Origin of the sequence: Streptomyces sp. NPDC059649, from assembly GCF_042734445.1 — a bacterium.
Lineage (GTDB): Bacteria > Actinomycetota > Actinomycetes > Streptomycetales > Streptomycetaceae > Streptomyces.
Genome location: NZ_JBHWDV010000002.1, coordinates 325,947 through 352,237 on the forward strand (window position 1 = coordinate 325,947; position 26,291 = coordinate 352,237).

Genomic DNA, 26,291 nt, shown 5'->3' on the forward strand with positions numbered 1-26,291 from the left:
CGCCTCGACCGCGAAGGACAGCCGTGATCCACATCAGCGAAACCCTGGCCCTGCAGACCGTCGAAGACTTCCTCACCGGCGACGACCTGACCCGACTGCGCAAGATCATGGACGCCGAGCAGACCGCGACCGGCTGGGCCCCCAGGTTCCAGGCCGAGGTCATCCCCGCGCCCTCGCTCGCCCAGGAGATCCTCCATCAAGCCACGGCACGCGCGCTGCCCGCGATCCAGCGCGCCATGCCGTCCATCGGGGCCTGCGCACCGTGGGCCTACACCGAGCTGACCAGCGGTGATCAGGTGCCCACGCACCTCGACGGCATCCCCGACCCGGCCGGCTCGCCACGCCGTATCGGTCGTATCGGCGTGGTCCTGGAGGACGCCGACCAGGGAGGCGAGTTCTTCATCGAAACCACCTCCAGCCCCACCATCTGGACCGGAGAAACGGTCGGCGAAGCGGACGGGTACCTTCCCGGTACGCCCCTCACCCACCGACTCGAACACGCCCCCAACGGGTACCCACACGACAGCGCACCGACCTGGCTGATCTCCGCGCCCCGCACCCGCTGGACCACCGACGCCCGCCCCGGCGTGGCCGTCGCCTACGGCGCCCACGTCATCCACGGAGTCACCCCGGTCCGCACCGGCCGCCTCCGCAAGTTCGTCACCGACCTCCTCGACGCCTGAACCCCCGCTGCACCCTCGGGCCTTGGCCTCCTGGTCTCCTGGCCGCGTGGTCCAAGTCCTAGCCCCAGTCCTAGCCCCAGTCCAAGTCCAAGTCCTTGCCCAAGTCCGAGGCGAAGTCCTAAGCCAACTCCTTGTTCTCGTCCTCGTCCTCGCCCTCGTCCTCGTCCCGGCCCCCGCTCCCGTAACTCTCGAACCAGTGGCTCTCGAAATAGCGGGCCGTGGAGAAGGGATGCTGTCGGTCGGTGAGCATGCGGTAGATGAACTCGGTGGTTGTGCCGTCGAAGCGGACCCAGGAGTCGGGGATGTCTTCGGTGATGAAGAGGGGCCACCGGTCGGGGTCGGTGCCTTCGGTGAGCCAGAAGAATTGGTGGGCCTGTTCGGTGCTCGCCCACTCCAGTAGCCCGCCGGGCGTGGGATACAGCTCATACGGTTCCCATAGGCCGCTGTTTCTGGCGCGCGCCCACTCGCTCAGCCACTCGGTGCGCCGCACGATGTCAGTGGTTTTGAAGTGGGCGCCCGGTACGTGGAGTTGGAGATAGTCGTCGAAGGCGCCGTCCCCGAAAATGTCGACGAGGCGCTTGTAGTCACTGGGCAGCGAGGTTCCGATCCGGGCCTCGACCTCCGCCCAGTCGACCGCAGGCCTCCCGGAGGCGTCCCACCCCGTCACGGCGACGATGCCGTCCAACCAGGAAGAGCCCTCCGGTACGTCCGCCGCCGGGTCCTGCCCTTCCGCGACCAGGACCACGGGCCGTATGCCGTCGTCGAAGCGGGCGGCCCCGCAGCCGATCCACCGGCCCCCGTGTGCCCAAGCACGCATCTCGACAAGCCGCTCACCGAACGGGGTCAGCAGCGGCAACCCCGTCCGCGGGGTGACGGTCGGATCGGCGTACCCGTCCATCGCGAGATTGCGCGGCCGCCCGTAGCGTCCGCTGAGCGCTTCCTGGAGCGCGGAGAGGCCGACCCGGCCCGAGGAGTCCGAAGGGCCCGAAGAGCCCGAAGGGTTCGAACGGTCTGAAGGGTCCGAAGGGTCTGAAGGGTGCGCTGGCACCGCCAGACATACGTGTCCCGCCGGGTGTCCTGGCTCTTCGCACGCCAGATCGCCGGTGCCTGGCCACGCCAGGCGGTGGACGGCCGAGAGGAGTGTTTCCTGGGCGGTCCGTGCCTCGTCCTGTTCGTTCATGCCAGGCATTGAAGCGGACGCCACTGACATCGGGCCTTGGCCTGACGGGCGGCTCCCACGGGCGGGCTGCCGATCGTGGCTCTCCCGCTGCTGAGGGGGCTGGCGATGAGTGACACTGGGCGAGGCGTGATGATCAGTGCGGGGAGAGGTGTGTCCATGCGGGCGATGCGTTACGAGCGGTTCGGTGGTCCCGATGTCTTGCGGGAAGCCGATGTGCCGGACCCGGTGGCGGGGCCGGGCGAGAGCCTTGTGGAGGTGGAGGCTGCCGGCGTCAACTTCGGCGACATCAAGCAGATCGCCGGCGAACACACCGAAGGCCCGTACGCGCCGAAGGGACCGTTACCGCGCATTCCGGGCATGGAGGTCGTCGGGCGGACCGCGGACGGGCGACGGGTGCTCGGCTATGTGGGGCAGGGCGGTTACGCCGCCAAGACGGTCGTTGCCGACCGTGACCTGGTCGCGCTGCCGGACGGAGTGAGCGCCGGCGAGGCGCTGGCGTTGCTCGTACAGGGACTGACGGCATGGCATCTGCTGCGCTCGGTCGCGCGGATACGGCCCGGTGAGAGCGTGGTGGTCCATGCCGCCGCAGGCGGGACGGGCAGTCTCGCCGTCCAACTGGCCCGGGAGTTCGGAGCCGGGCGCATCATCGCCACGGCGTCGTCCGACGAGAAGCGCGCCTTCGCTCTGGAACTCGGCGCGGACGCGGCGATCGACGGCGACGCGGAGGGCTACCGAGAGCGCGTCCTCGCCGCCAATCACGGTCGCCCGGTCGACATCATTCTGGACGCCATCGGCGGCCCCGTACTCGACTCCGCACTGGACGCACTCGGATATCTGGGACGCCTGGTGACGTACGGCGCCTCCTCCCGGCAGGCTGCCGTTGCCATCGACCCCGGCCGGCTCGCGGTGGACAGCATCACCGTCGCGGGCTTCTGGCTGATCCCGCTGATCGCCCAGAAGGGCGCTGGTGGTGCGGCACTTGAGGAACTGCTCGGCCTCGCCGCACGACGACGCCTGCGGCCACTGGTCGGCGCCGAGTACGACCTCGGCCACGCTCGCGACGCCCACGAGGACCTGCTGGCCCGCCGCACCAAGGGCAAGCTGATCCTGCTCCCTTGAGGCGTAGGACTGTCCGCTGGACGAGTCACCTCCACTGGTGTTCATCGGGTTCACCACTGGCCGATCCGCTCGGCGAGTTGCTCCGCCAGGTGCTCAAGGATGCGGCCGGCCTGAGCAAGGGCTCGCCAGCATCCCCAAGCAGCTATGGCGTCACGCCGCGAGTGTCTTGCTGGTCGGCTGGTGTGGGACCGCGCGGCGGCGGTACAGCGGGGCGAAGGAGAGCAGCAGGAGGGCGGCTCCGAGCGGTATGAGGTCCTTGGTGGCGAAGGGCAGTGTGGTGCTGACGAGTACGAGGACGGGTGCCCACGGCTTGAGGATGCGCCGGACGGCGAGCTGGGCGACGAGGATCAGCTGGCCGACGAAGAACAGCGGCGGCCCGAAGTCATAGACCAGCGGCAGCACTCCAGGTATCGCCTGGATACGGGTGAACAGTTCCTGCATGGCACCGTGGTCGGCAGAGAGGAACCCGACGGTGAGGTCGATGAGGAACTGCACGGTGAGGGCAACGGCTCCCGCTATGCCGGTCCAAAGCCCCACCGTAGAAAGCAGGTTGTGACCCGCCCACGCGCGCATCGCGCCGAAGCCCCGAACGAAGAATACGAGCGAGCCGAGGAAGCACAGGTGGCCGACGGTCCATGCGGCGCCCGGCCCGCGACTGCCGTCGAGCCCGTCGATGATGCGGAGCACGCCGTATGCGCCCATCAGGACTGGGGCGGTGAGGAATGCGGTGCGTGGTGAAGTCATGATCAAAAAGTACGGACTCGGCACCCTGAGTGACATCAGGTACCGACCCTGAGGTATCCCGGAGATCCGTCCCGAGGTCCGCCCGTGGGGCGGAGAGTGCCCCTGAGGTCAGGAATCGCCCCGGAGTTGGTCACGCTGGATCTGATAGGCGAGGGTTCGCCGCGCCGAGGGTGACGAGGTGGAGGTGGAGGTGGGGGCGGACGTCGAACGGGAAGTGGAAGGGGAAGTGGTGGTGCTTGCGCTTGTGCCTTTTCTTGTGCTTTTGCTTTTGCTTGTGCTGGATGTGGCCTTCGGGGGGACGTCGAGAGCTCGGCTGATCTGGTCGTACGCGTCCCGATAGCCGCTGGGCAGGTGCGGCTGATGTCGTCTCAGGTCCTCCTCCACGAGGCGTCGCAGCTCGTCCATGTTCTGGGGGGTGAATCGCTTCCGTCCCCGCGCGAGGGCGTTGACGTAGCGGGTGCAGCGGGCGGTGTCGTCGCAGGCCTCCGTGGCCTCCGAGATCTCCTCGGCGAGGCCCCACAGGCGTCCTTCGAGCCAGGGGATGTCGTGCTGGTCGAGGGAGAGGTCCATCGGGGGCGGTGCGTCACCCAGCTTCGACTTCTTCACCTGCTTGGACACGGCGGGCTGACTCATCTCGGTGAGCTGGGCAATCGTGTCCTGAGTCCAGCCGAAGGCGGCGAACATCGTGATCATCTCGGTGCGCAGCTTCCGCATCTCCTCGCCCGCACGAATGACCTCGTTCATGCCGGCGAGTATCCGCGCGGCCTGCTCCTCGGTGAGCGCCTGCGGGGCCTGGTGCACGCCGTTGTCTTGCTGCTTCCCGGTGCGGTCGTCGTCGTGTTGCCGCGTGCGGTCGTGGTTGTGCTGCCGAGCGCCGTCGTCGTTCTGCTGCCGCCCACCGTCGGCGTGCTGCTGCCGGGTGTCGCCGTCGATCTGGTGCCGGTTGTCTTTGCCTGCCACAACCCGGTTATACACCTGCCTCGTCTGGCGTCATAACCCGGTTGTATAACTCGGTTATGGCTGCGACGATGCGCGTCATGTCACCCACCTTCTCCGCACCCGATGGCACCCGACTCGCCTACCGCATCCACGGCGACGGCCGCCCGGTGGTCTGTCTCCCGGGCGGGCCCACGGATTCCCGCTACCTGGGCGACCTCGGAGGACTGCCGGCGCACCGCCAGGTGATCTTCCTGGACCTCCGCGGCACCGGTAAGTCCGCGATTCCTGAGGACACTTCCACCTACCGCTGTGACCGCCTCGTCGACGATGTCGAGGCCCTGCGCGTACACCTCGGACTCACCCAGCTCGATCTGCTGGGCCACTCCGCCGGCGCGAACCTCGCGACGCAGTACGCGGCCCGGTGTCCGAAGCGCGTCAGCAAGCTGGCCCTGATTGCCCCCAGTACGCGCGCGGTTGGCATCGCGATCACCGGGGAGACACGACGTCATCTCGCGCAACTACGGGTGGGCGAGCCCTGGTTCCCGTCGGCCTTCGCCGCCCTGGAGGCGATCACCGAGGGCGAGGGAAGTGACTGGGAGGCCATCGCCCCCTTCTTCTACGGCCGGTGGGACACCGCGGCGCAGCAGCACCACGTGGCCAGCCAACCGGACAACCAGCAAGCCGTCGCGCTCTTCGCGTCCGAGGGTGCCTTCGCCCCAGAGGCCACACGCGCTGCACTCGCCGCCTACGAGGGCCCCGTGCTGCTGCTTGCCGGAGAGTTCGACCTGAACAGCCCGCCGCAGTCGGTAGCGGAGTTCGCGGGGCTGTTCCGTGACGCCACACTCGTCGTGCAGCCGGGAGCGGGCCACTACCCGTGGCTCGACGATGCCGATCGGTTCGCGGCGACCACTGCGGCATTCCTGGGGTAAGCCGCCTGATGCCGCTTGCTCAGCACAGAAGCATGCGCCGATATTCGCTTCGTGCCGTGCGGGAAGCGTCATACTGTGGCGCGGTGGCGACTCAGATGATCATTCTCAACGGTGGTTCCAGCTCGGGGAAGTCCGGGATCGTACGGTGTCTGCAGGACGTACTGCCGGATCCATGGCTGGCCTTCGGGTGCGACTCGTTCGTCGACGCCATGCCCGCGAAGTTGCGGGCGTCGGACGAGGGGATCGCGTTCGCGGCGGACGGCGAGGTGAGCGTCGGGGCGGAGTTCCGGGCGCTGGAGTTGGCCTGGACGGCGGGCATCGTGGCGATGGTCCGGGCCGGCGCCAGGATCATCATCGATGACGTCTTCCTCGGCGGTGCGGAGTCCCAGCGGCGGTGGCAGAAGGCACTTGGTGACGTGAGCGTGTTGTGGGTCGGCGTCAGGTGTGACAGTGCGGTGGCCGCGGTCCGTGAGGTCGCACGAGGAGATCGCATTCAGGGGATGGCCGCGTCGCAGGCGGAAGTGGTGCACCAGGGTGTGTCTTACGACCTGGAGGTGGACACGACGCACACCGAATCCCTGGTGTGTGCGCGAACCATCGCCGCCCACGTCGGTTGATCGTCGAACCGGCTCCCATGGTGAGCGAGCGAGGGATCGTCGATGCTGCCCGGGCCGGCCGGGAAGGCGAGTTGATGGGGCCTTACCGCTTGGCTCGCGCGCGGTGGCGGCGTACCGCGTCGCGGTTGGTGCACGCCGGGGAGCAATAGCGCTGCCGCCCGGTGGGGGAGGTGTCGGCGAAGATCAGGGCGCAGTCGGCGATGGCGCACCGTCGGAGGCGGTGCATGCCCCGTCCCACCAGATGCAGTGCGGTGCCCACGGAGATGAGGGCGAACAGCAGGGAGCCGAGCGGCTGGTCGGCGTCGCGGTAGTGCAGATGCCAGCCGCTGCCCGCGTGGTCGGTCAGCCGCGGGTGGGCGGTGGCCTCGCTCAGCATTTCGTTGAGCAACTCGGCGCGTTCCCGTTCGTCGTCGGAGGCGTCGACGACCTTCTCCCATGCCTCCAGTGCGACGGCGAGACGTGCCAAGTCCCTTGATGTGACCGGGCGTTCGAGCACCAGCCCGGCGGCGCGGCAGCGGTCGGCGAGTTCCTCCGGGCTCGCCGGCCGCCGGTTGGCCAGGTCCGCGGCCAGGTTCACCGCGTCCTTGCCGTAAGGGTTGAGGTGCATAAGACCATTACATCATCGTGCTCGGCATGGAACAGCGCGAACGCGACGGACATCAGGAACGCGACGGAGATCAGGAACGCCATGGGCATTGCGGACGCCATGGACGTCGCGAACGCCATGGGCATTGCGAACGCCGCACACGCTACGTAAACCGCACCGCTCACCTCCCTGAAGTGCGTCAGGCGGTGCAGGAGGACATCGCTGAGCTGGTACGCCTGCGGGCATTGCTCTTCGAGACGCTCGGTGGGGAGTTCTTCAACCCCCCGTCGGCAGGCGACGATTGGCGGTCTGCCCTGGCCAAGGTGTTGGAGGAAAAGCTGACGGCGACGGATGCCGTGCGGATCCTCGTGGTGGAGGGTGACGACGGGCTTGCTGCCTGCGGTATCGGCACCGTCGAGCGGTGGTTCCCGGGTCCGCACAACCGGAACGGGTTGGTCGGCCATGTGATCGGCGTGGTCACCGACCCGGCGTACCGGCGGCGCGGGCACAGTCGCGCCATCATGGCGGGCCTGCTCGACTGGTTCCGGGAGCGTGAGGTCTCCCGAGTGGACCTGTACGCCTCGGCCGCCGGCGAACCGCTCTACCGCGCGCTCGGTTTCGTCGACCACCCCGACCCGTCGCTGTACTGGCGACCGTGAGAGGTGCTCAGCCGTGGGATCCCTACAGCCTCGACGGTCTCGCCTCCCGCACCCACCCCACCTCCGCATCAGTCTCGGACGACTCGGCGATGCGTCATCCCAGGCGGCTGGCCGGTGACCGTCGACCGGACGACGCGCCGCGTGGGGCGATACCGGTGGGTCGTCCTCGGCACCGCCACCTTCACCCAGGCCGCCTCCGCCTTCTTCGTGCAGGGCATCGGGGCGATGGGCATCCACCTCCAACGCGACCTGCACCTGAGCACGGCCCAGTTGGGGCTGTTGCTCTCTGCGGCCCAACTGGTACCGCTGGTAGGCCTGTTGGTGGCCGGGGAACTGCTCGACCGCTACAACGAGCGCTGGGTCGTCGGGATCGGCGGCTGCATCGTCGCCGCGGGTTTGCTGGCGGGGAGTGCGGCACCGGGGTATCTGTCCCTGCTCGCCGTACTGCTGGTGGTCGGTGCGGGCTACAGCACCGTTCAGCCCGGCGGCAGCGTTGGTCTGCTCAAGGACCGCGCGGGCAGCTTCACGCCCGTCTGGGGTCTGCTCGCCCTGCTGACCGCCGTCGCCATGGTTGTGCCGCGCCTCGCCGGGGCAACCGCCTGAGAGCCCGGCGGATGGCCGGCTGAAGTCTGGCGGCCGGTCACGTTCCGGTCGGTACGACGTACCGGGAGACCACCTGCGCGACAGACAGGGAGATCACCTGTGACCACCACATCCGTAACCACTTCGGCAAGCGCGGCTGACCGGCCGCGCCAGCTGGCGTCACTTCCTCTTCTGAAAGGGCAGAAGGCGCTGGTCACCGGTGCCAACTCCGGGATCGGCAGGGCGACCGCCCTCGCGCTGGGGCGGGTGGGGGCGGACGTCGTGGTCAACTACGTCGCCGGCCGTGAAGCCGCCGACGAGGTGGTCCGGGAGATCGAGAGCTTCGGGGTGCGGGCGTACGCGCATGAGGCGGATGTGTCCCAGGAGGACCAGGTCGGGGCGATGTTCGCGGGCATGGTCGAGGAGTTCGGCACGATCGACGTCCTGGTGGCCAATGCCGGGCTGCAGCGGGACGCGCCCAGCACCGATATGACCCTCGACCAGTGGAAGAAGGTCATGGAGGTCAATCTCGCCGGACAATTCCTGTGCGCCCGTGAGGCGGCCAAGGAATTCCTGCGCCGCGGGGTGGTCCCGGAGGTCTCGGCCTCCGCGGGGAAGATCATTTGCGTGAGCTCGGTCCACCAGATCATCCCCTGGTCGGGCCACGTGAATTACGCGGCGTCCAAGGGCGGCGTGCTGATGATGATGGCGACGCTGGCCCAGGAGCTCGCACCCCACCGGATCAGGGTGAACGCAGTGGCCCCCGGAGCGATCCGTACGCCCATCAACCGCAGTGCCTGGGAAACCCCCGAGGCCGAGGAGGACCTGCTGCGCCTGATTCCCTACCGGCGGGTCGGCGACCCGGACGACATCGCCAACGCGGTCGCCGTACTCGCCTCCGACCTCATGGATTACGTGGTCGGCAGCACCCTGTACGTGGACGGCGGGATGACGCTCTTCCCTGGCTTCGCCACGGGGGGATGATCGGGCGACGGGCGACGGGCGACGGGCGACGGGCGACGGGCGACGGGCGACGGGCGATTGGTCGCCTTGTTGCCTTGCCGCCTTGTTGCCTCAAGAAGACTCACGGTGCGCGGTGGTTGTCGGTATCACCACGGCAGTCGCTCATCGCCCACTGTCCAGTCGTCGCCCAGCTCCCGGCGGAGGGCTTCCAGCGCGGCGTCCGACTGCCGGTCGAAGAGGTCCCTTTCTTCGGTGGACCACGGAGAAGGACCGGCCGGGTTTTTCCAGTCGAGGGAGGACTGGAACCACTCGCACAGTCTGGTCAGTTCGGTGCGGGTGGCCGGGCTGATCGGCAACCGTTGCAGATCGGTGGGGTAGCCGTACGGGCTCTTGAGTTCATGGGGCCACAACGGGGTGTGCGGGACGCCGGCTTCGAAGAAGAATCGCAGGTGCTTGGACATGCTGCAGCTTCTCATGACGGATGAGAGGCCCTCTTCTCGTTTTTCCCGCCCGACGGTCGCCACGGCAGACGGGGCATCCCGTCGGTCGGGATGGCTCGTCAGTCGGGATGTCCCGTCAGTCCGGGCGTACGGAATCCAGGAGCGTGGCGCAGCGGCCCAGGAGCGCCACCAGCGTTGCTCGCTCCTCGTCCGTGAACTCCGCGGCCAGTGCGCGCTCGACGCGGATGGCGCGCGCGTCGGCGTCGTTCATCACGGCCCGGCCTTGTTCGGTGAGCCGGGTTTCCAGGACGTTCTTGTGCCACTCGTGCGGGGTGCGCTCGATGAGGCCGCGCTCCTGGAGGTTCTTGAGCACCGTGTTCATGGTCGGGGGCGTCACCCCGCAGGTACGCGCCAATGCGGCCGCGGAGATTCCGGGGCTCTCGGCGAGGTAGAGCAGGGCCGCGTACTGCGGAACCGTCAGACCGGCCGGCTTGAGCGCCGCGTGCTTGGCGCTCTGGAGCGCCCGCTCGGCGAGCTTGATGGAGGATCCGAGGCGCTCGGAAGCGGGCATGGACGTCATCTCCGCATCGTAACGGCTGTGCGGAGGGGGAGGATCCACCCATTGGTGAGGGTGTAGGCGTCAGTGAGAGTGCATGCGTCCATTCGAGCCTTGACGAGCATTAGAGTTCTAATCTAGGTTCGTGCTCATCGCCGACGGGGGCTGCGGCTCCCGGTCCGTGCGTGTGCGTGCTCGCTCCGGCTCCTGACTGCCGGGAGCCGGATCTCCATCTGCTACCGAGAGGCGCTCACCTTGTCCCGCGAGGTATCCACCTTCTTGTCCCGCACCAACCGGCGCCGGCGCCATGTGCTGGGCGCGGCCGCCCTGGCTCTGACGGCCGCCTCCGTCTCCGTTGCCGTCGCGGCCACGGCCCAGGCGGACGTGGGGCGCGCCCCGCATCCGGCTGCCGCCCAGCAGGACGCACGTGCGCGGGTCTCCGCTGCGTACGATCTGCCGGGTGACCGCGTCTACCCCGAGGGAATCGCCGCCGACCCGGTGAGCGGCGACCTCTACGTCGGTTCGTACACGACCGGCGCCGTCTACAAGGCGACACCCGGTCACCGCACGGCCAAGGTCTTCCTGCCGGCCGGTACCGACGGACGTACCACCGCCAACGGCCTCAAGGTTGACCGTGCCGGTCATCTCTGGGTCACCGATTCGACGGCCGGCGTCGCCGTCTACGACCTGCGGAGTCGTGCGCTCGTCGCGCGGTTCGACGTCACGGGGTCGGCCAAGTCGTTCGTGAACGACCTCGCGATCACTCCTGAGGGGACCGCGTATCTGACGGACAGCTACCGTGCCGTCCTCTACCGGGTCACGCCGCAGCAACTGGCAAGGGCGGCCACGCACGGCCGACGGGCCGGGCTGACCACCGCCTACGACCTGACCGGCGTGCTCGGCCCCCGCCCGGCGGACGCCGTCACGCTGAACGGCATCACAGCCGACCGCTCAGGCCGCTATCTGCTGACCGTCGACATGACCGCCGGCACGCTGTACCGCGTCGACCTGCGCTCCGGTGCGGTGCGACGGGTCGCGCTGCACGGCGGGAACGTCCTGCACGGCGACGGGCTGGAACTGCGCGGCAATACGCTGTGGGTGGTCCACAACACCACCAACACGATCAGCCGCTGGCACGTCTTCGACGACGGCGCGTCGGCGCGCCTGGAGCGCAAGGTCACCGACAAGGCATTGCAGATCCCGACCACCCTGGTCCGCAGTCACGGGCACACGCTCGTCGTGCGGTCCCAGTTCGACAAGGGCGGCCCCATGGGGAAGGGAACGCCGCAGATACCGTTCACGGTGGCGATGGTGTCCGGAATCTGAAGTGGAAGCCTGGGGTTGAGGTGTTGCCCCGGCCCGGGCGTAACGGGCAGGTAATCACGGACGTAAACGGGCCCGGGCACGACGCCGTGGCCGTAGTCACGGTCGTGCCCGGGCTGTGCCTATACGGAGGTGCAGGCACAGGCACAGGCGCGGGTACGGAACGAGGCACCGGGGCAGTGATTCCGGTGGCCGGTCCGGGATTCCGGTGGCCGGTCCGGCTCAGGGGTGCCAGATCTCCTTGATGCTGTTGATCTCGCCCTCGGCGTCCAGGGTGATGTCGTAGATGTTCCCGGAGCAGCTGTAGGGCGCCTTCACGGCGCTCTGGTTCGTCATGCAGTCGCCGGCGTGCATCCACAGCTCGCCGACCGGGACCGCCTTCGTGCTGCCGGACCCGGTGGCCAGTTCCGCCTTGACGTTTTCGGCGAAGAGGTAGTACTTGGCCTTGCCCTGACCGTGGTAGATCCAGTCGTTGGGCGTGCAGACCGGCTTGGCGTCCTTGGCGGACAGGGAGCCCTTGGACGGGGGTGCGGCGGGCTCGACCCGCTTGTGCCCGGCCGGGAGCTTCGGCGGCGTTCCGCAGTCGCCGGGGCCGTCGGCCTCGTCGCTGGGCTTGTCGCCGGCCTTGTCGCCGGCCTTGTCGCTCGGGGCGCTCGGGGCCGGCTTCTTCGACGGCTGGGCGGAGGCGCTGGAGCCGCCGGAACCGTCGGAGCCGGCGCTGTCGCCGTAGGGGTCGTCCTCCGGGCCGCAGGCGGTGAGGCCGGCGCCGAGCGCGGCAACGAGCGCAAGCGTGCTGATGAGTCGCCGAGTTGGCTTCATGCTGAAAGTCCCCCGTGAAGCGAAGAATGACGTGATCATGATTGATCGGGAAGGTTCTACACCAGGAGGCTGTTCGAGAGCGAATCGCCGGGGCGGCGTCCGTGGGATCGCGCGTCATTCCTCCGGTACTTCGATGATCGCCAGGGCGCCGTGGCTGCCCGGGCGGACCCCTCCAGACTTGATCGGAGGGGTCCGCGCATGGCGATCAATGGATGTGGGGAAGCTGCCTGACCTGCGGTGATAGGTGGTTGACCGGGGGGTAAAGGTTCATGTTGCCGGGCTGGGCCGTTGGGCCGGGGACGGGGTGATCATGGCGGCGAGGACGGAAGGGAGGTCTTCGCCAGGGAGCGGGCGCAGGGGGCGTGACAGGCGCTCGGACCGGTAGTGCCAGTGGTGGTCGAGATCGGGGTGGATGTCGTCCGATTCCTCGAACTTGGTGGCCACGCCGAGGAGTTGGGAGATCTCCGCGGCGAGGTCCTGCCAGGCCACGTGGCCGCTGATGGCATTGGCCACGCCGTGTACGGGGGTGTCCAGGCAGGAGACCACCGCCCGGGCCAGCGCCGCGGCGTGTACCCAGGGGGCGCCGTACCAGCTGTGGCCGCCGGCGCCCGGGCGGGGGAGGAGCAGCGGCCGACCCTCGCGGGCGGCCTGGTAGAGGACTCCCGTGGCGCCCCAGCGCAGTTGGTCGCGCAGCCGGTCGTGCGGGCCCCAGACCAGCGGGGAACGAACCACGCTCGCGCCGCCCCGGCCCGCGGTGCCGGCCGCCCGGAGCAGCCGCGCCTCACAGTCGAGCTTCGCCCGGCCATAGGGGCTGAGCGGTTCGCGCGAGGGAGACTCCTCGGCCACCCGGCCGCCGTCGGGATGCCCGTACGCATCGACGCTGCTGACGAAGACGAACGGGCCTCGCGACCAGGCGTCCACCATGGCGTCCATCGCCGCCACGTCCACCTTGGGCCGGGTGAAGGTGCAGGCCGCGTGGATGATGGCGTCCGCACCCTCGACGGCCTTGCGCAGCCCCTCGAGATCGGTGAGGTCGCCCTCGATGACCTCGACGCCGTCCGCCGCGACCAGGTGCGCGGATTCCGGGCGGGCCAGGGCCAGTACGGGGCGTCCCTGGGCGGCGAGTTCCCGCAGGAGGAAGCTGCCGACGCCGCCGGTGGCGCCGGTGACCAGTACGGTGCCTTGCCGGGCCCGGCCCGTCAGCCCTGTCTCCCCCGCCTGCTCCGTCTGTCCCGCCTGCCCCGCCTGCTCCGTCCGGCCCGTTCCGCCCGTTCGTCCCGTGCGGGTGGCCGGTCGGGCGGACGCGGCGGCGCGTTCCGCCGCTCGCTTGTCCAGGAGGGCCGAGACCGCCCGCGGAGTGCGGGCCTGCATGATGTCCAGGCCGGTCAGGGGCAGGGTCAGTGCGCGGCGTAGGCGTTCGGCGAGCTGTACGGCGACGAGCGAGTGGCCGCCGAGGGCGAAGAAGTCATCGTCCGGGGCGGGCGTCCGGCCCAGGAGCGCGGCGAAGCCGTCGCGTACGGCGTCCGCGTGTGGCCCCTCGGGTGCTTCCTCGGACGCTTCCTCGGGTGCGGGGAGTGAGGGGATCCCGGGCAGCTGAGCCGGGTCCACCGTGCCGTCGGCGGCGCGGGGGAGGACGTCGAGCAGGGTGACGGCGGCCGGGACGAGGTCGGGTGCCAGGCGCTCCCGCAGGTGCGCGCGGAGCTCGGCCGGCGACGGGCCACCGATGTCCCGCAGGGTGGCGTAGGCGAGCAGCGGGCCACCGGGAGGCGAGATCACCGTGGCGTCGGAGAGGTGCGGGTGGGAGCGCAACAGTTGCTCGGCGGGGTGTGCCTCGCGTTTCCTCAACTCACCTACCGGAAGCTGCAGTTCGCCCCCGACCTTGGGCAGTTGAGAGAGCGGCAGGTCGTCCGGGGCGCTGGCGAGCGCGGTGAGGAGGGCGGCGTAGGTCGCGCCGAGGTCGGTGGCTGCCCTTTCGTCCAGTGCGGTGCGACGGTACTGGACCAGAGCGGCCGGCCGATCGGTGTCCACCAGGCCGAAGGAGAGGTCGAACTTGGCTTCTCCCAATCCGACTTCGACGTACTCCGCCTCCGTTCCGGGCAGCCGCAGCGTCGTCGGTGGGCCGAGGACGTCCGCGGTCACCCGCACCAGGGACGTTCCGTCCGCACCGCGGGCGGCGGCGCCGAGCCGGTCCACGATGAGGTCGAACGGCACGTCGGCGTGCTGCTGGGCATCGAGCAGTGCGGTACGCACCCGCTCCAGCAGCGTGCTGAAGGACGGATCACCGGAGGCGTCGACGCGCAGCGCAAGGGTGTTGACGCACAGCCCGACCAGCCCGCGCATGGCCGCGCCCCGGCGGTGCGTACCGGCGATGCCGATCACCAGGTCGTCCTGGGCGGTGCAGCGGTGCAGGGTGGCGAAGGCCGCGGCGAGTGCCACGGTGAACGGCGTCGCGCGGTGCCGTCGGCCCAGCTCGCGCAGCGCGGCCGGTACGTCCGTGGCGAGCGGTGTGGTGTGCGTCCCGGTGGGCCGGGCGGCGAGGTCGGTGGGTGGATGTGCGGGGCCGGGGAGCCGTGGGGGCGCGGCGCCGTCGAGGAGGGCCTGCCAGTGGCGCAGTCCCGCGTCGAGACGGTCGGCCGCGGCTCGGTGTTCCTGCCGGGCGAAGTCGGCGTACTGGGGCGGTTGGGGGTGCGGCTGTGCGGGCGCGGGTGCCGAGGCTTGCCGTGGTCGGGTGGCGGACTCGTAGAGTGCGGCGAGTTCCTCCGCCACGATCGCCAAAGACGGGCCGTCGATGGCGATGTGATGGAACGTCAGCAGTGCGGTGTGGTCCTGCGGACCGTGGTGCAGGACGAGAGCGCGGGGCACGGTCCCGGTGGCGAGGTCGAACGGGCGGCGGGCCTCCGCCGCCAGCAGCGGTGCGGCGTCCGCCGGGTCGGCCGGGACCACCGGCACCGCGATCGACTCGGGTGCCGGGAGCACCTCCTGGTACGGCTCGCCGTCCCGCTGTACGTAACGGGTGCGCAGGATCTCGTGCCGACGGACGAGCTCGGTCAGTGCGGAGGCCAGCGCCTCGACGTCCAGCGGGCCGCGCAGCCGGGTGGCGAACGGCACGCTGTACGAGGCGCCGTCGTGACCGAGCCGGTCCATCAGCCACATGCGGTGCTGGGCGCGGGAGAGCGGTGCCGGGCCGCGGTCGGCGGAATCGGGGCGGGCGGCGGGGCGGGCAGCGGCACGTTGCCGTGCCCGGCGCAACAGCTCTTCCTGGAGGGACGGGGCGGCGGGGCGGTCAGTGGCCATCGGGGTCCTCCGGGGCGTGCGGGTGAAGATCACCGTGCGCGGCGAGCAACGCCCGCTCGACCAGGGCGGCCTGGCCGGCCACGGTGGGGGAGCCGAAGAAGTCGGCGAGCGACAGCTCGACGCCGAGTTCCTCGCGGAGGTCGTCGGTGACGACGAGCGCGAGCAGGGAGTGGCCGCCGAGGGCGAGGAAGTCGGCGTCGGGGCGGGCCACTTCACAGCCGAGGGAACGGCTCCAGACGTCGGCGACGGCCTGCTCCAGTGGCGTCAGGGGGCCGTCCGGGGGAGACGCGAGCGATCCGTCCGCACCGTGGGGGGCAACCGCACCGAGGGGAGCATCCGCGCGGCGGGGGCCGTCCGCATCGTCCGCATCATTTGAACCGGCCCGGTCGTTCGCGTTGAGCAGGTCGGCGAGCGCGCGGCGGTCGACCTTGCCGGAGGGGTTGAGCGGCAGGTCGGTGACGACGGTCAGTTCGTCGGGTACCAGATGGGCGGGCAGGGCCGCGGCCAGCCGGTCGCGCAGGGCGTCCGCCCGGGGGACGGGACCGGGCGCGGCCACGATGAAGGCGACCAGCCGGGCGTCGTCGGAGGAGGGGCGGTGCACGGCGACGGCCGCATCGGCCACCTCGGGCTGCTCCCGCAGCGCGTACTCGACCTCTCCCGGCTCGATCCGGAAGCCGCGCACCTTCACCTGGTCGTCCGTACGGCCGTGGAAGTCGAGCACGCCGTCCGGGCGCCGGGAGACGACGTCGCCGGTGCGGTACAGGCGGCCGTACCGGGGATGGGTGGTGAAGCGTTCGGCGGTCAGCTCCGGACGGCCGGTGTAGCCCAGCGCCAACCGGCTGCCACCGACCCACAGTTCGCCCCGCTCGCCGTCCGGGACGGACCGGCCGGACGCGTCCAGGAGGTGCGCGGTGGCTCCGGCGATGGGACGGCCGATCGGTATCTGTCCGGCGCAGTCGGCGACGGTGACCCGGTGGGCCGTGGCGAACGTCGTCGTCTCCGTCGGACCGTAGCCGTTGATCAGCTCCAGCCAGGGGAACGCCCGCAGTACGTCGTGGGCGTGGTGCGCGGCGAGCACCTCGCCGCCGACCACGACCGTGCGCAGCGGCGCGAAGATCCGCGAACGGCGCATCGCCAGCTGGTGGAAGAGCGCGGTGGTGAAGAAGGCCACCGTGACGCCGTGCCGCTCCGCCTGCTGGGCCAGGTCCTCGAACGTGGGCCGCTCGACGGTGCAGACCACGACCGCGGCGCCGTTGGCGAGGGCGCTCCACACCTCGAAGGTCGACGCGTCGAAGGTCAGCGGCGAATGGAACAGCACCCGGTCGCGGGGCGTCAGGGTGAGGTACTCCGGGGCGCTGACCAGCTCGGCTATCGCGCGATGGGCGATCGCCACCCCCTTGGGGCGGCCGGTCGAGCCGGAGGTGAACATGATGAACGCGGCGGCGTCGGGGAGGGGCCCCTCGGCCTGCGGCCCCTCGGCCCGGAGTCCCTCAGCCCGCGGGGCAGCAGCGTGCGGTTGCCGCTCGTCAATCCGCGGTTCATCAACGTGGACCTCGTCAACCTGCGGTTCGTCGGGCAGGGCGAGGGTGGGGCCGGCCGGAGCGGCGGATTCCAGCAGCTTGGCGTCCCCGACGGTCAGCGTCACGCCGGCCTGTGCGGCCAGTGCCTCGCTGCGCGGACGCGGATGCGCCGGATCGAGCGGTACGCACACGGCGCCCGCCCACCACAGCGCGAGCTGGGCGATGACGGTACGGGCCGAGCGGGGCGTCAGCAGCGCCACCGCGTCACCCCGGCGGACTCCCCGCCGGCCCAGATGCGCCGCGAGCGCGCGGGCGGCACGGACCAGCTGGGCGTACGTCAGCGTGGAGTCGCCGTCCGCCACCGCCAGGGCGTCCGGCGTCCGTTCGGCGTGCCACGCCACGAGGGCCGGGAGGCTGGTCGGGGCGGGCTCGCTCGGCGGGGTGCTTTCGGTGGGCACGGGCCCTTCCTTCCAGGTGTCGTCGGGGTGCGCAGACAGTGGGGTGGTCATCTCAGTCCCGCCCCGGCTTCCGGTCCACATCCGCACCCGCATCGGCAACCGCAGCGCCATGTGGACGGCGGGCGTCCACCAGCGCGGCCACGGCGCGCAGGTCGGGCTGTCGGAGCAGCTCCGGAGCGCGCAGCCGTACGCCGGCCTCGCGCTGGATGACGGTCAGCAGACGGGCGGCGATCAGCGAGGTGCCGCCCGCCGCGGTGAAGTTCTCGGCCAACGTGGTCTCCGGGCGGGCGAGCAGATCGCGCACCGTGGCGAGCACCAGCCGTTCCCCGAGGGTGGACCCCTCGGGGAGCACATCGGACGCGGACGGCTCCACCGGACCGGACGAACCGGAGGAGCCAGAAGGACCGGAGGAACCAGAAGGACCGGGCGGGCCGGCCGAGGCGCTCTCCTCGGTCGCCAGGCGGATCAACTCCGCCCTGTCCACCTTGCCGTTGGCGTCCAACGGGAAGGCGTCGACGATGCGTACGGCCGAGGGGACGGCCTGCTCGGGCAGCCAGGCCCGCACCGCGGTGAGCAAACCGTTCGCGAAGTCCTCCGCGGTGGGCGCCGTACCGTTCGGGGTGCTGCCGCCGGCCGGCCGTACGTACGCCACCAGGCGGGTGCGGCCGTCGGGCGTACGGGGCGCGACGACGACGGCGCTGCGCACCGCCGGGTCCTGCTCGAACGCGGCCGCCACCTCCGCCGGTTCGATCCGCACGCCGCTGATCTTCACCTGGTCGTCGAGGCGTCCGAGGAATTCCAGCAGTCCGTCGTCCCGCATCCGCACCCGGTCCCCGGTGCGGTACAGCCGGTCCACACCGGGCGGCAGGGCGAGGCCCGCGGGCGGGGCGGTGAAGCGGCGCGCGGTCAGTTCGGGGTCCAGATAGCCGAGCGCCAGACACCGCCCGCCGAGCCGCAACTCGCCCTCGCCACCGCGGGGTACGGGCCGGCCGTCGGCGTCGGTGACCACCACGGTCACGCCCGGCACCGGCCCGCCGATCGGCGGTGCGCTCTCCGCGTCCACCGCCCGGGCGTCCGCGCCGCGCATGGCGTACGAGGTGGCGAGGACGGTGGCCTCGGCCGGGCCGTAGGCGTTGTGGACGGTGGCGGTCACGTCCGCGGCCGGACGGCGGCGCAACCGGTCACCTCCCACCATGAGGTGACGGAGCGTCAGGTCAGTCGGCCAGGGGCGGTCGAGCAGTGGCTCGATCATCGGGGTGGCTCCGATCGCCACCGATATCGCGGCATCGCGCCACCAGTCGGTGAGTACCTGCGAGTCCCAGCGGACCTCGTCCGGGGCGGGTACCAGCGCGGCGCCGGACGTCAGTCCGGCCCACAGTTCCAGTACGTGGGGGTCGAAGGCGACGCCGATGAGCAGGGAGTGCCGGTCGCCCGGGGCCAGGCCGGTCTCCGTGCGGTACCAGTCGAGCAGGGTGCCCAGGGCCGCCTCGGCGATCGCGACCGCCTTGGGGCGGCCGGTGGAACCGGAGGTGAGCACGGCGTAGAACGCATCGGCGGGCGCGCGACGGGCCCCCGCACCGGGTCCGTCCGCGAACGCTGCGACGGCCTTCGCGGGGGCGTTGGCACCCGCCACCGGCAGCGGAAGTACCACCTGCTCCACCTTCTCCACCCGCTCGGCCTGCTCGCCGCCTTCCCCCTGCCCGGGCGTCCGGAAACGGGGCGGCAGCAGGGCCGGATCGCCGATCAGACCGGCTACGTCGAGGTCCTCGGTGACGGCCTCGACGCGGCGCTCACCGGGCTGCGGGCCGAGCGGCAAATAGACCGCGCCGAGCCGGGCGAGCGCGACGGCGGTCACCACCAGCGCGGCCGAGCGGTCCAGGCAGACCCCGACCAGGTCGCCGGGCCGGACCCGGTCGCGGAGCGCGTCCGCCACCTCGTCGGCGGCGGCGTCGATCTGCCGGTACGTCCAGGTGTGCGCGCCGTCGATGACCGCGGGTGCCTCGGGTGAGCGGGCGGCCCACTCCGTGAAACGGGAGAGCACACCGGTCGGGGTGCCGGCCGCGGGCGGGGCGCCATGGGCGATGCTCAGCGGGCTCTCCGGGAACCGGGAGACCTGGGAGGCAGGGGAAACCTCGGAGGCCTCGGAGGCGTGGGAGATCTGGGGCTGGGTGGTCGGGTTCGGGTGCATCACGCCTCCGTCGCAGTGGTCGCAGCGGACACAGTCGTCGCAGCGGACACAGTGGTCGCGGTGGTCACAGCGGTCGCGGTGGCCGAAGCGAGGGTGCTGGCAGCAGTGGTGGCCGCAGCAGTGGTGGTCGTCGTAGGAGCCGCGGCCGTCGTGGGTGCAGCGGCGAAGGTCGCGAGGGCGCCGGCCTGGTCGGCGAGTACCGGATTGCGGAAGAGCAGCCGCAACGGCGGGCGCTCGCCCAGGTGGGGCTCCAGCCAGGCGGCCAACTGCGCGGCGAGCAGCGAATGACCGCCGACGTGGAAGAAGTGCGAGGCCCCGTCGAAGTGACGGTGGCCCAGGACCTCCTGCCAGCCGTCGGCGAGCAGCGCCGTCAGCGGATCGTCGGACACCGGGCCGGTGGCGTCGCCCTCCCCGGACGGGGCCGCGGGTGCCGCCGGAGCGCTCGGCTCCAGTGCCGCGGCCGTACGGGACAGCGCCACCCGGTCCGGTTTGCCGCCGGCCAGTCTCGGCAGCACGTCCAGCCGCGCCCACCGCCCCGGCACCAGAGCGGCCGGCAGCCGACGGCTCAACTCGGCGTGCAGGGCCTGCTCGTCCCACTCCTGGCCCTCCGCTTCCGGGCCGGTGTTCTCCAGGAAGCCGACGAGCCGGGGCCCGCCGGCGGCCTCGCGGTCCAGGACGACGGCGCAGGACCGGCCGCCGAGGACGGCCGAGGCGGCGGACTCGACCTCTTCCAGCTCGATGCGGTAGCCGCGCAGCTTGATCTGGTTGTCCCGGCGGCCCAGGAAGGTGAGCAGCCCGTCGCGGCCCCGGTAGCCGATGTCACCGGTGAGGTAGACCCGTTCTCCGCCGAGCGCGTCGACCGTGACGAACCGGGCGGCGGTGGCCTCCGGGTTGCCGACGTACCCCTCGGCGAGCCCGGCCCCGGCGATCGCCAGCTCGCCGACCGCGCCGTCCGGCAGCGGACGGTGCCCGGAGTCCAGGACGTGGATGCGCTCACCGGGCAGTTCGGTGCCCAGCGGGATCTCCGCACCTTCGGCCAGACCGTCGCGGGTGATCTCGTGGACCGTGGAACTGATGGCGGCCTCCGTCACGCCGTAGACGTTGAGCACGGTGGCGTCGGTGTCGGCGAGGAACGCGCGCATCACCTCGGCCGGCAGGCGCTCCCCGCCGAGGACCAGCAGCCGCGGTGCCCACCGGCCGTCGCGCAGGGCGGGCGTCAGGTCCTCACGGGTGGCGAGGAAGTAACTGGTGGGCAGGTTCGCCACGGTGACCCGGGCGGCGGTCAGCAGCTCGGTCAGCTCGGTCCCGGTCGGCACCTCGTACTCGGGCACGACCAGGCACGCCCCGGCGTACAGCGACGGCAGCACCTCTTCCAGCGCCACGTCGAACGACGGCTGGGCGAACAGCAGCACCCGGTCACCCGGTGCCAGGCCGAACCGCTCGGCCGCGCCGGTCAGATGGTTCGCCAGCGCCGCCGGCCCGACGGCCACGGGCTTGGGCACACCCGTCGAGCCCGAGGTGTGGATGATGTACGAGGCACCGGGCACCACCTCCGCGTCGCGGGCCCGGGGAAGGTCCGGGGCGTCGACCGGGGCCACCGGGAGACCGGCGGGCATGGAGGGGAGGGAGGGGGCGGCGACGCCGGAGGGGCCGGTGGCCGCGGTCTCGGCGGGGGTCAGTACGAGGGCCGGGGCGAGCCGCTCCAGCAGCAGTGCCAGCCGCGCCGGCGGGTCGGACGGCGACAGCGGGCAGTACACCGCTCCGCTCCGCAGACACGCCAGCAGCGTCACGACCGAGTCGACGCCGCGCGGCAGCACCGCTGCCACCGGCTGACCGGCCGTCACACCCGCGGCGCGAAGCCGCGCCACGAGCGAGTCCACCTGCGCATCGAGGTCGCCGTACGTGATCCGGCGGGCGCCGACGAGCAGCGCCGGCAGCGACGGGTCATGGGCGGCGGCGGGGTCCAGCGGATCGCGGGCGGCACCGTCGTGGGCCGCCGGTGCCAGGGGTGCGTCGGCCGGTGCCGGGGCGGGCTCGGGGGCCGTCGGGAGCGCCAGGTCGGCGAGGACGGTGCCGGGGGCGTCGAGGTAGGCCCGCAGCAGGTCGCGGAAGCGCCCGGCGAGCAGCTTCGCCACGTCCTCCCCGAACATGTCGGCGTCGTAGTCCCACACCAGCGTCATGCCCGGCGCACCGTGCCGCGGTGTGACCCCGCGCCGGTCGTCCGGCAGCAGCACCACGTCCAGGTCGAAGCGGGTGGTGCCGGTGTTGAAGCCCTCGAACAGGGTGATGTCCAGGCCCGGCACGTCGATCTCGGGGAGCTGGGCGTCATGGGCGCTGAACATGACGCTGAACAGCGGATTGTCCGCACCCGAGGTGTGCCGGCCGAGCGCCCGGGTCAGCTCCTGGACCGGCACCTCCTGGTGCGGCAGCGCACGGATCAGGGTGTCGGTCACCTCGTCCATGGACTCCTCGGCCGGTGCGTCCGGATCCAGCCGGAGCGGGAGCGGGATCGTGTTCACGAACATCCCCACCGCGTCCTCGAACCCGCGCGGGCGGTTGCCGACCGCGGTGCCGATGACCATCTGCGAGCGGCCGCTGTGCCGCCGCAGCAGCTCGGCGAAGAGCCCCAGCAGCGTGGCGAACGGCGTCAGACCGCGCGAACGGGCGTGCTCCCGCAGCCGTTCGGCCAGGTCGGCGCCGATCGACTGGCGCAGCTGCCCGCCGTGGTGCCGGCGCCGCGACCCCGGCCGGGTCAGCCCGGGCAGCGGCATGTCGTAGGAGAAGTCGCGCAGTTCACCGGTCCAGAAATCAAGGCCGGCCCGCCGCTCGGCGTCACCTTCGGCCCCGCTCTCCCGCTGCGCCCGGACGTGATCGGCGTACGAGGAGGCGGCCGGCAACTCGACCGGCTCGCCCAGGACATGGCCCCGGTAGACGGTGAACACGTCCCGCAGCAGGATCGCGAAGGAGTGGCCGTCGTGGATCAGATGGTGCTCGACGTGGATGAGCCGGTGCCGGTCCTCCGCCAGCCGCACCAGCGTCCAGCGCAGCAGCGGTGCCTCATGGGTGTCGAGCGGGGTCTCCGCCTCGGTGCGCAGCAGCTCCTCGAAGGCCCGGTCGGGGTCGTCCGCCCCGCTCAGGTCCACCGTCCGCAGCCGCGGCGCACAGCCCTCGGCGACGCGCTGGCCGGGCATCGCCCCGGGGACGGCGACGAGTTCCAGCCGCAGACCGGGGTGCCGGTCGAGGACGGCGGCGAGCCCGCGGCGCAGGGCCTCGGCGTCGAGGGTGCCCCACAGATCGAGTGCGGCGGTGAAGTTGTACGCGCGGCTGCCCGGCTGCACCTGTTCGTGCAGCCAGACGATCTCCTGCGAGGAGGAGAGCGGAAGCATGGGCGGTCCTTGATGAGTGGTCGGATCGGGGTGGCGTGGCCGGGCATGGTCGGGCCGGGCGCGCAGGGCGCAGGCCGGGCCGCGGATCGCGCGGCCGGCCGCGAGGTGGTTTCAGGAGAGACGGTTCGGACGAGGAATCGGGCGAGGCAGGAGGGAGCGGGGGCCGGGTCAGCCGGCCGCAGCGGGCGGGGCACTCAGGGCGCCGGTCAGCGCGGCGAAGGCGGCCTCGGCCGTCTCGTCGGAGTGCACCGCGCGGTCCCACACCATGCGCAGCTGCAGTTCCGGGCCCTGGGTGACGGACACCGCGAAGGGCCCGCGCACCGCCCTGCCGTCGATGTGGATCTCCCGGCCCGGGACGCCGCCGAGCCGGAGCGGGGGCCGCCGCCGGGCCTCGTCCACGGTCAGCAGGCCGTCGAGTCCGCCCCGCCACCCGGACCCGGCGGCCCGTGCCGCGTGTACCACCGCGTCGAACGGCGTGCCGGCGTGGTCCAGATCGTCCCACCACGCGCCGGCGGTCTCCTCCGGGGTCACCGGGCAGGTGCCCGTCGCGGTGGGGAAGACCACGGTGTTGAGGAAGCAGCCGAGCACCGGCGCGGCGCCGGGCGGGCGGCCGCCCCAGGGGTAGCCGAGCGGCACCACATGGCCCTTTCCGTACAGCACCTCCGCGGCGGTGCGGCAGGCGTCGAGCAGCTGGGGGAAGGACGCCCCGGCCTCCGGAGCGGGTACCCGCCGCTCGGCCGAACCGCTCGGCAGCCCGTCCCGCGCCGCGCCCCGCGGCCCGTTCGCCGACCGCGCCCGCTCACGCACCGCGCGGAGCCGGTCGCCCCAGTACGCCATCGCCGCCGGCGAACCCGCCCGCTCCTCCGCCGCCAACTGCAGGAGTACGGCCTCCCGGTAGGCGTCCAGCTCGGCGGCGGCATCGGCGGGCGACGGGCCGTCCGTCGCGCGGCCCGCGGCGTAGGCGGCGGCCAGCTCCTCGACGATCCGGCTCAACGACTGGCCGTCGCAGGCGGTGTGCTCCAGCACGACGGCGAGCACCTCCCGCGGCCCGTCGGCACCCGGTCCCTCCTGGCCGTCCGGTCCGTCCGCGCGGTCCGCTCCCTCCTGTTCGTGCGGGCCCTGTGCGCCGTCCGCCACGAGGAACAGCCGCAGTGGAGCCCCCTGCGGGGCCCAGTCGCACAGCACCCGCCGCAGCGCGGCCGCCGCGTCCTCGCCCGGCGCACAGGAGACCCGCGTCACCGGCGCCTCCGGCGCCCCCAGCCGGAGCACCGGTGTACCCCGCAGCACCTCAGGACGGGCCCGCAGCACGGGATGCAGTACGGCGAGGCGCCGGGCGGCCGCGGCGAGGCGCGCGAGGTCCACCGTGCCGCGCGGGAAGGAGAAGAACATCGGCACCAGGTCGGGCCGCCCGGCCGGATCCATGGCCCGTACGAGGACGAAGCGCCGCTGGGCACCGGTGACCGGCAGCAGGGCCGGTGCCCCGTCGCCGCCGCGGCCGCCGTCGCCGTCGTCGAGCCGGCGGAAGCGGGCCAGGTACTGGCTCGTGATGCTGTGCACGGAAGCCTCTCTGGGGAGGGAGAAGTGAGGTGGGGGAGGGGGGAGGCGCGGGCGAGGGGGCGCGGTCAGAGCGCGTTCTGACCGCGTCCGGCGGCCTCGACCGGCTGGTCGGCACCGGCACCCGCGGCGGCGCCCTCGTCCGATTCCCCGGCGACGGCGTCCAACTCGCCCTCAGTGGAAGGCAGTTCGCGCATCCGTCGCAGCGGCGAGAGCAGCAGCGGCAGCGGGACGAGGAGGAATCCCGCCGCGCACCACGCCAGTGCCGTACGGGTGCCGAACGCATCGGCCAGGGCGCCGCCGGCCAGCGCACCGAGCGGCAGGGTGCCCCACATCACGAACCGCAGGGTGGCGTTCATCCGGCCGAGCAGCCTGGGCGGGCAGACGGCCTGCCGGAAGCTGACCTGGGCGACGTTGTAGACGACCGCTCCGAAGAAGACGACACCGGAGCCGAGCGCGAACCACGACGCTCCCGCGCCGCGCCCGGACAGCGGCCACAGCAGTGCGAAGGGCCCGGTGACCAGGGGGGAGAGCCAGATGATCCGGGCCCGGCCGAGGCGGGCGGCGAGCGGACCGGCGCACAGGGCGCCCGCCAGCCCGCCGAGCGCGGCGGCGGACAGCATCAGGCCGATCGCCGCGGGTGCCAGCCCCAGCTCCCGTACCAGGAAGACGGACTGGGTGGCCATCAGCATGGCGGAGAAGAGGTTGGCCAGCCCGGTGGCCGCGGCGATCACCCGCAGCAGACGGTGGCCGAACACGAAGCGCAGCCCTTCGCCGATGTCCTTGCGGAGTGAGGCTCCCGGTACGCGTTCCGGCAGGGTCTCCGGCCGTTTGATGCGCCACAGGAACAGTGCGGAGAGCGCGTAGCCGCAGGCGTCCGCCACGATGGCCAGCGGTGCGCCGAGCAGCTGCACCAGGCCACCGCCGAGCCCGGGGCCCGCGACCTGGGCCGAGGAACGGACGGTCTCCAGCGCTCCGTTGCCGGCGACCAGCTGTTCCTTGGGCAGCAGGTGCGGTACGAAGCTCTGGTGGGCGACGTCGAAGAAGACCGTCGCCACGCCGGTGACCAGGGCGACGACATACAGCTGGGCCATCGTCAGCACCCCGGCGACCGCGGCCAGGGGGATGCTCGCCATGGCCACGGCCCGCACCGCATCGGCACGGATCAGCAGCGGCAGCTTCCGCATCCGGTCGACCCAGGCCCCCGCGGGCAGGCCGACCAGCAGGAACGCGGCGGTCTCGGCAGCGGTGAGCAAACCCACCTGGAACGCGGGGGCGTTGAGCTGGAGTACGGCAACGAGGGGCAGCGCAACCAGGGTGACCTGGGAACCGAAGAGTCCGGCCGCGGCTCCGGTGAGGAGCAGGCGGAACTCGGGCAGGCGCAGCGGGCCGCTTGTGGCGGCTCGGGGTCTGACGGGCATGTCGATGACATTCGGGGACCCGACGATCGCCAGTCAAAGCGAAGAGGGCAGTTTCAGACGGTTTTCTTCACCAATTGCGCACACGAACCGGAAATTTTCCGTCAGATCCTGGCGACGGCGGGATGTCCGGCGGCTGTAGTGCCCTGGCCCCGGCAGGTCCGGTCGGCCCACGGCGGCTCAAGATCCCTCCGGTCCGCACCCCCCGTCACGCCTCGCAACTCTGACCGAAAACTGCCATTGATGTCCCGTTATGAACGGAACCCGAGATTCACCCGCTATGCGCTCGCCGGCACGATACGGGAGACGGTGGCGCTGACCCATGTGCCGCCCT

At 71.7% G+C, this 26,291-nt stretch carries 21 protein-coding genes; 8 read left to right on the forward strand and 13 right to left on the reverse strand.

Annotated elements, in window-relative coordinates; translation table 11 throughout:
* Nucleotides 1–23 precede the first annotated feature (23 nt).
* Nucleotides 24–683: a hypothetical protein gene (locus ACFV1J_RS04335; protein ID WP_385855692.1), complete on the forward strand. Its 660-nt coding sequence runs from the start codon at nt 24–26 to the stop codon at nt 681–683.
* A 118-nt stretch (nt 684–801) separates the two neighbouring features.
* Here ACFV1J_RS04335 and ACFV1J_RS04340 read toward each other — a convergent pair whose 3' ends face one another.
* Nucleotides 802–1,581, reverse strand: coding sequence for a hypothetical protein (locus tag ACFV1J_RS04340; RefSeq protein WP_385855693.1), 780 nt, complete (start codon nt 1,579–1,581; stop codon nt 802–804).
* 438 nt (nt 1,582–2,019) lie between these two features.
* Here ACFV1J_RS04340 and ACFV1J_RS04345 point away from each other — a divergent pair, with 438 nt between their 5' ends.
* Complete coding sequence (locus ACFV1J_RS04345) at nt 2,020–2,982, forward strand: zinc-binding alcohol dehydrogenase family protein (protein ID WP_385855694.1); 963 nt, start codon at nt 2,020–2,022, stop codon at nt 2,980–2,982.
* 150 nt (nt 2,983–3,132) lie between these two features.
* Here the strand turns inward: ACFV1J_RS04345 and ACFV1J_RS04350 are convergent, their stop codons facing one another.
* Together ACFV1J_RS04350 and ACFV1J_RS04355 are read right to left on the reverse strand one after the other, a co-directional pair.
* A complete protein-coding gene (locus tag ACFV1J_RS04350; protein ID WP_385855695.1) occupies nt 3,133–3,726 on the reverse strand; it encodes a hypothetical protein in 594 nt (197 codons plus the stop codon).
* 108 nt (nt 3,727–3,834) lie between these two features.
* On the reverse strand, nt 3,835–4,686 hold the full coding sequence (locus tag ACFV1J_RS04355; protein ID WP_385855696.1) for a sigma-70 family RNA polymerase sigma factor: 852 nt from the start codon (nt 4,684–4,686) through the stop codon (nt 3,835–3,837).
* 77 nt (nt 4,687–4,763) lie between these two features.
* Between ACFV1J_RS04355 and ACFV1J_RS04360 the strand changes: the two genes are divergently transcribed.
* Both ACFV1J_RS04360 and cpt read left to right on the forward strand, forming a co-directional pair.
* The gene (locus tag ACFV1J_RS04360) at nt 4,764–5,594 is read left to right on the forward strand and encodes an alpha/beta fold hydrolase (RefSeq protein ID WP_385855697.1); all 831 of its coding nucleotides are present in this window, start codon (nt 4,764–4,766) and stop codon (nt 5,592–5,594) included.
* A gap of 83 nt (nt 5,595–5,677) precedes the next feature.
* Nucleotides 5,678–6,211 (forward strand): chloramphenicol phosphotransferase CPT, encoded by a 534-nt coding sequence (cpt, locus tag ACFV1J_RS04365; protein ID WP_385855699.1) that lies wholly within the window; start codon nt 5,678–5,680, stop codon nt 6,209–6,211.
* 82 nt (nt 6,212–6,293) lie between these two features.
* Here the strand turns inward: cpt and ACFV1J_RS04370 are convergent, their stop codons facing one another.
* Complete coding sequence (locus tag ACFV1J_RS04370) at nt 6,294–6,818, reverse strand: CGNR zinc finger domain-containing protein (protein ID WP_385855700.1); 525 nt, start codon at nt 6,816–6,818, stop codon at nt 6,294–6,296.
* A 26-nt stretch (nt 6,819–6,844) separates the two neighbouring features.
* Here ACFV1J_RS04370 and ACFV1J_RS04375 point away from each other — a divergent pair, with 26 nt between their 5' ends.
* The 3 genes from ACFV1J_RS04375 (at nt 6,845) to ACFV1J_RS04385 (ending at nt 9,022) form a co-directional block, all read left to right on the forward strand.
* Nucleotides 6,845–7,456, forward strand: a complete 612-nt coding sequence (locus tag ACFV1J_RS04375) for a GNAT family N-acetyltransferase (RefSeq protein WP_385855701.1) — start codon at nt 6,845–6,847, stop codon at nt 7,454–7,456.
* 141 nt (nt 7,457–7,597) lie between these two features.
* Nucleotides 7,598–8,059, forward strand: coding sequence for an MFS transporter (locus ACFV1J_RS04380; protein ID WP_385855702.1), 462 nt, complete (start codon nt 7,598–7,600; stop codon nt 8,057–8,059).
* Nucleotides 8,060–8,212: 153 nt separating this feature from the next.
* The gene (locus ACFV1J_RS04385; protein ID WP_385855992.1) at nt 8,213–9,022 is read left to right on the forward strand and encodes an SDR family oxidoreductase; all 810 of its coding nucleotides are present in this window, start codon (nt 8,213–8,215) and stop codon (nt 9,020–9,022) included.
* A 125-nt stretch (nt 9,023–9,147) separates the two neighbouring features.
* On the opposite strand, the gene ACFV1J_RS04390 is transcribed toward ACFV1J_RS04385, so the two are convergent.
* Both ACFV1J_RS04390 and ACFV1J_RS04395 read right to left on the reverse strand, forming a co-directional pair.
* Nucleotides 9,148–9,462, reverse strand: a complete 315-nt coding sequence (locus ACFV1J_RS04390; RefSeq protein ID WP_385855703.1) for a hypothetical protein — start codon at nt 9,460–9,462, stop codon at nt 9,148–9,150.
* Nucleotides 9,463–9,577: 115 nt separating this feature from the next.
* Nucleotides 9,578–10,021 (reverse strand): MarR family winged helix-turn-helix transcriptional regulator, encoded by a 444-nt coding sequence (locus ACFV1J_RS04395; protein WP_385855704.1) that lies wholly within the window; start codon nt 10,019–10,021, stop codon nt 9,578–9,580.
* A 255-nt stretch (nt 10,022–10,276) separates the two neighbouring features.
* Here ACFV1J_RS04395 and ACFV1J_RS04400 point away from each other — a divergent pair, with 255 nt between their 5' ends.
* Nucleotides 10,277–11,323, forward strand: a complete 1,047-nt coding sequence (locus ACFV1J_RS04400) for an SMP-30/gluconolactonase/LRE family protein (protein WP_385855705.1) — start codon at nt 10,277–10,279, stop codon at nt 11,321–11,323.
* 219 nt (nt 11,324–11,542) lie between these two features.
* On the opposite strand, the gene ACFV1J_RS04405 is transcribed toward ACFV1J_RS04400, so the two are convergent.
* The 7 genes from ACFV1J_RS04405 to ACFV1J_RS04435 form a co-directional block, all read right to left on the reverse strand.
* Nucleotides 11,543–12,139 (reverse strand): hypothetical protein, encoded by a 597-nt coding sequence (locus ACFV1J_RS04405; RefSeq protein WP_385855706.1) that lies wholly within the window; start codon nt 12,137–12,139, stop codon nt 11,543–11,545.
* 267 nt (nt 12,140–12,406) lie between these two features.
* Complete coding sequence (locus tag ACFV1J_RS04410) at nt 12,407–15,433, reverse strand: condensation domain-containing protein (protein WP_385855707.1); 3,027 nt, start codon at nt 15,431–15,433, stop codon at nt 12,407–12,409.
* Nucleotides 15,423–17,462 carry an amino acid adenylation domain-containing protein gene (locus ACFV1J_RS04415; protein ID WP_385855708.1) on the reverse strand — a complete coding sequence of 680 codons (2,040 nt, stop codon included), beginning with the start codon at nt 17,460–17,462 and terminating at the stop codon, nt 15,423–15,425. Before ACFV1J_RS04415 ends, ACFV1J_RS04410 begins: the two co-directional genes overlap by 11 nt.
* 1 nt (nt 17,463) lies before the next feature.
* Nucleotides 17,464–19,599, reverse strand: a complete 2,136-nt coding sequence (locus ACFV1J_RS04420) for a non-ribosomal peptide synthetase (RefSeq protein WP_385855709.1) — start codon at nt 19,597–19,599, stop codon at nt 17,464–17,466.
* Nucleotides 19,599–22,985, reverse strand: coding sequence for an amino acid adenylation domain-containing protein (locus ACFV1J_RS04425; protein WP_385855710.1), 3,387 nt, complete (start codon nt 22,983–22,985; stop codon nt 19,599–19,601). Before ACFV1J_RS04425 ends, ACFV1J_RS04420 begins: the two co-directional genes overlap by 1 nt.
* 168 nt (nt 22,986–23,153) lie before the next feature.
* Nucleotides 23,154–24,542 carry a non-ribosomal peptide synthetase gene (locus ACFV1J_RS04430; RefSeq protein ID WP_385855711.1) on the reverse strand — a complete coding sequence of 463 codons (1,389 nt, stop codon included), beginning with the start codon at nt 24,540–24,542 and terminating at the stop codon, nt 23,154–23,156.
* A 65-nt stretch (nt 24,543–24,607) separates the two neighbouring features.
* Nucleotides 24,608–25,960, reverse strand: a complete 1,353-nt coding sequence (locus ACFV1J_RS04435; RefSeq protein ID WP_385855712.1) for an MFS transporter — start codon at nt 25,958–25,960, stop codon at nt 24,608–24,610.
* Between the last annotated feature and the right edge of the window lie 331 nt (nt 25,961–26,291).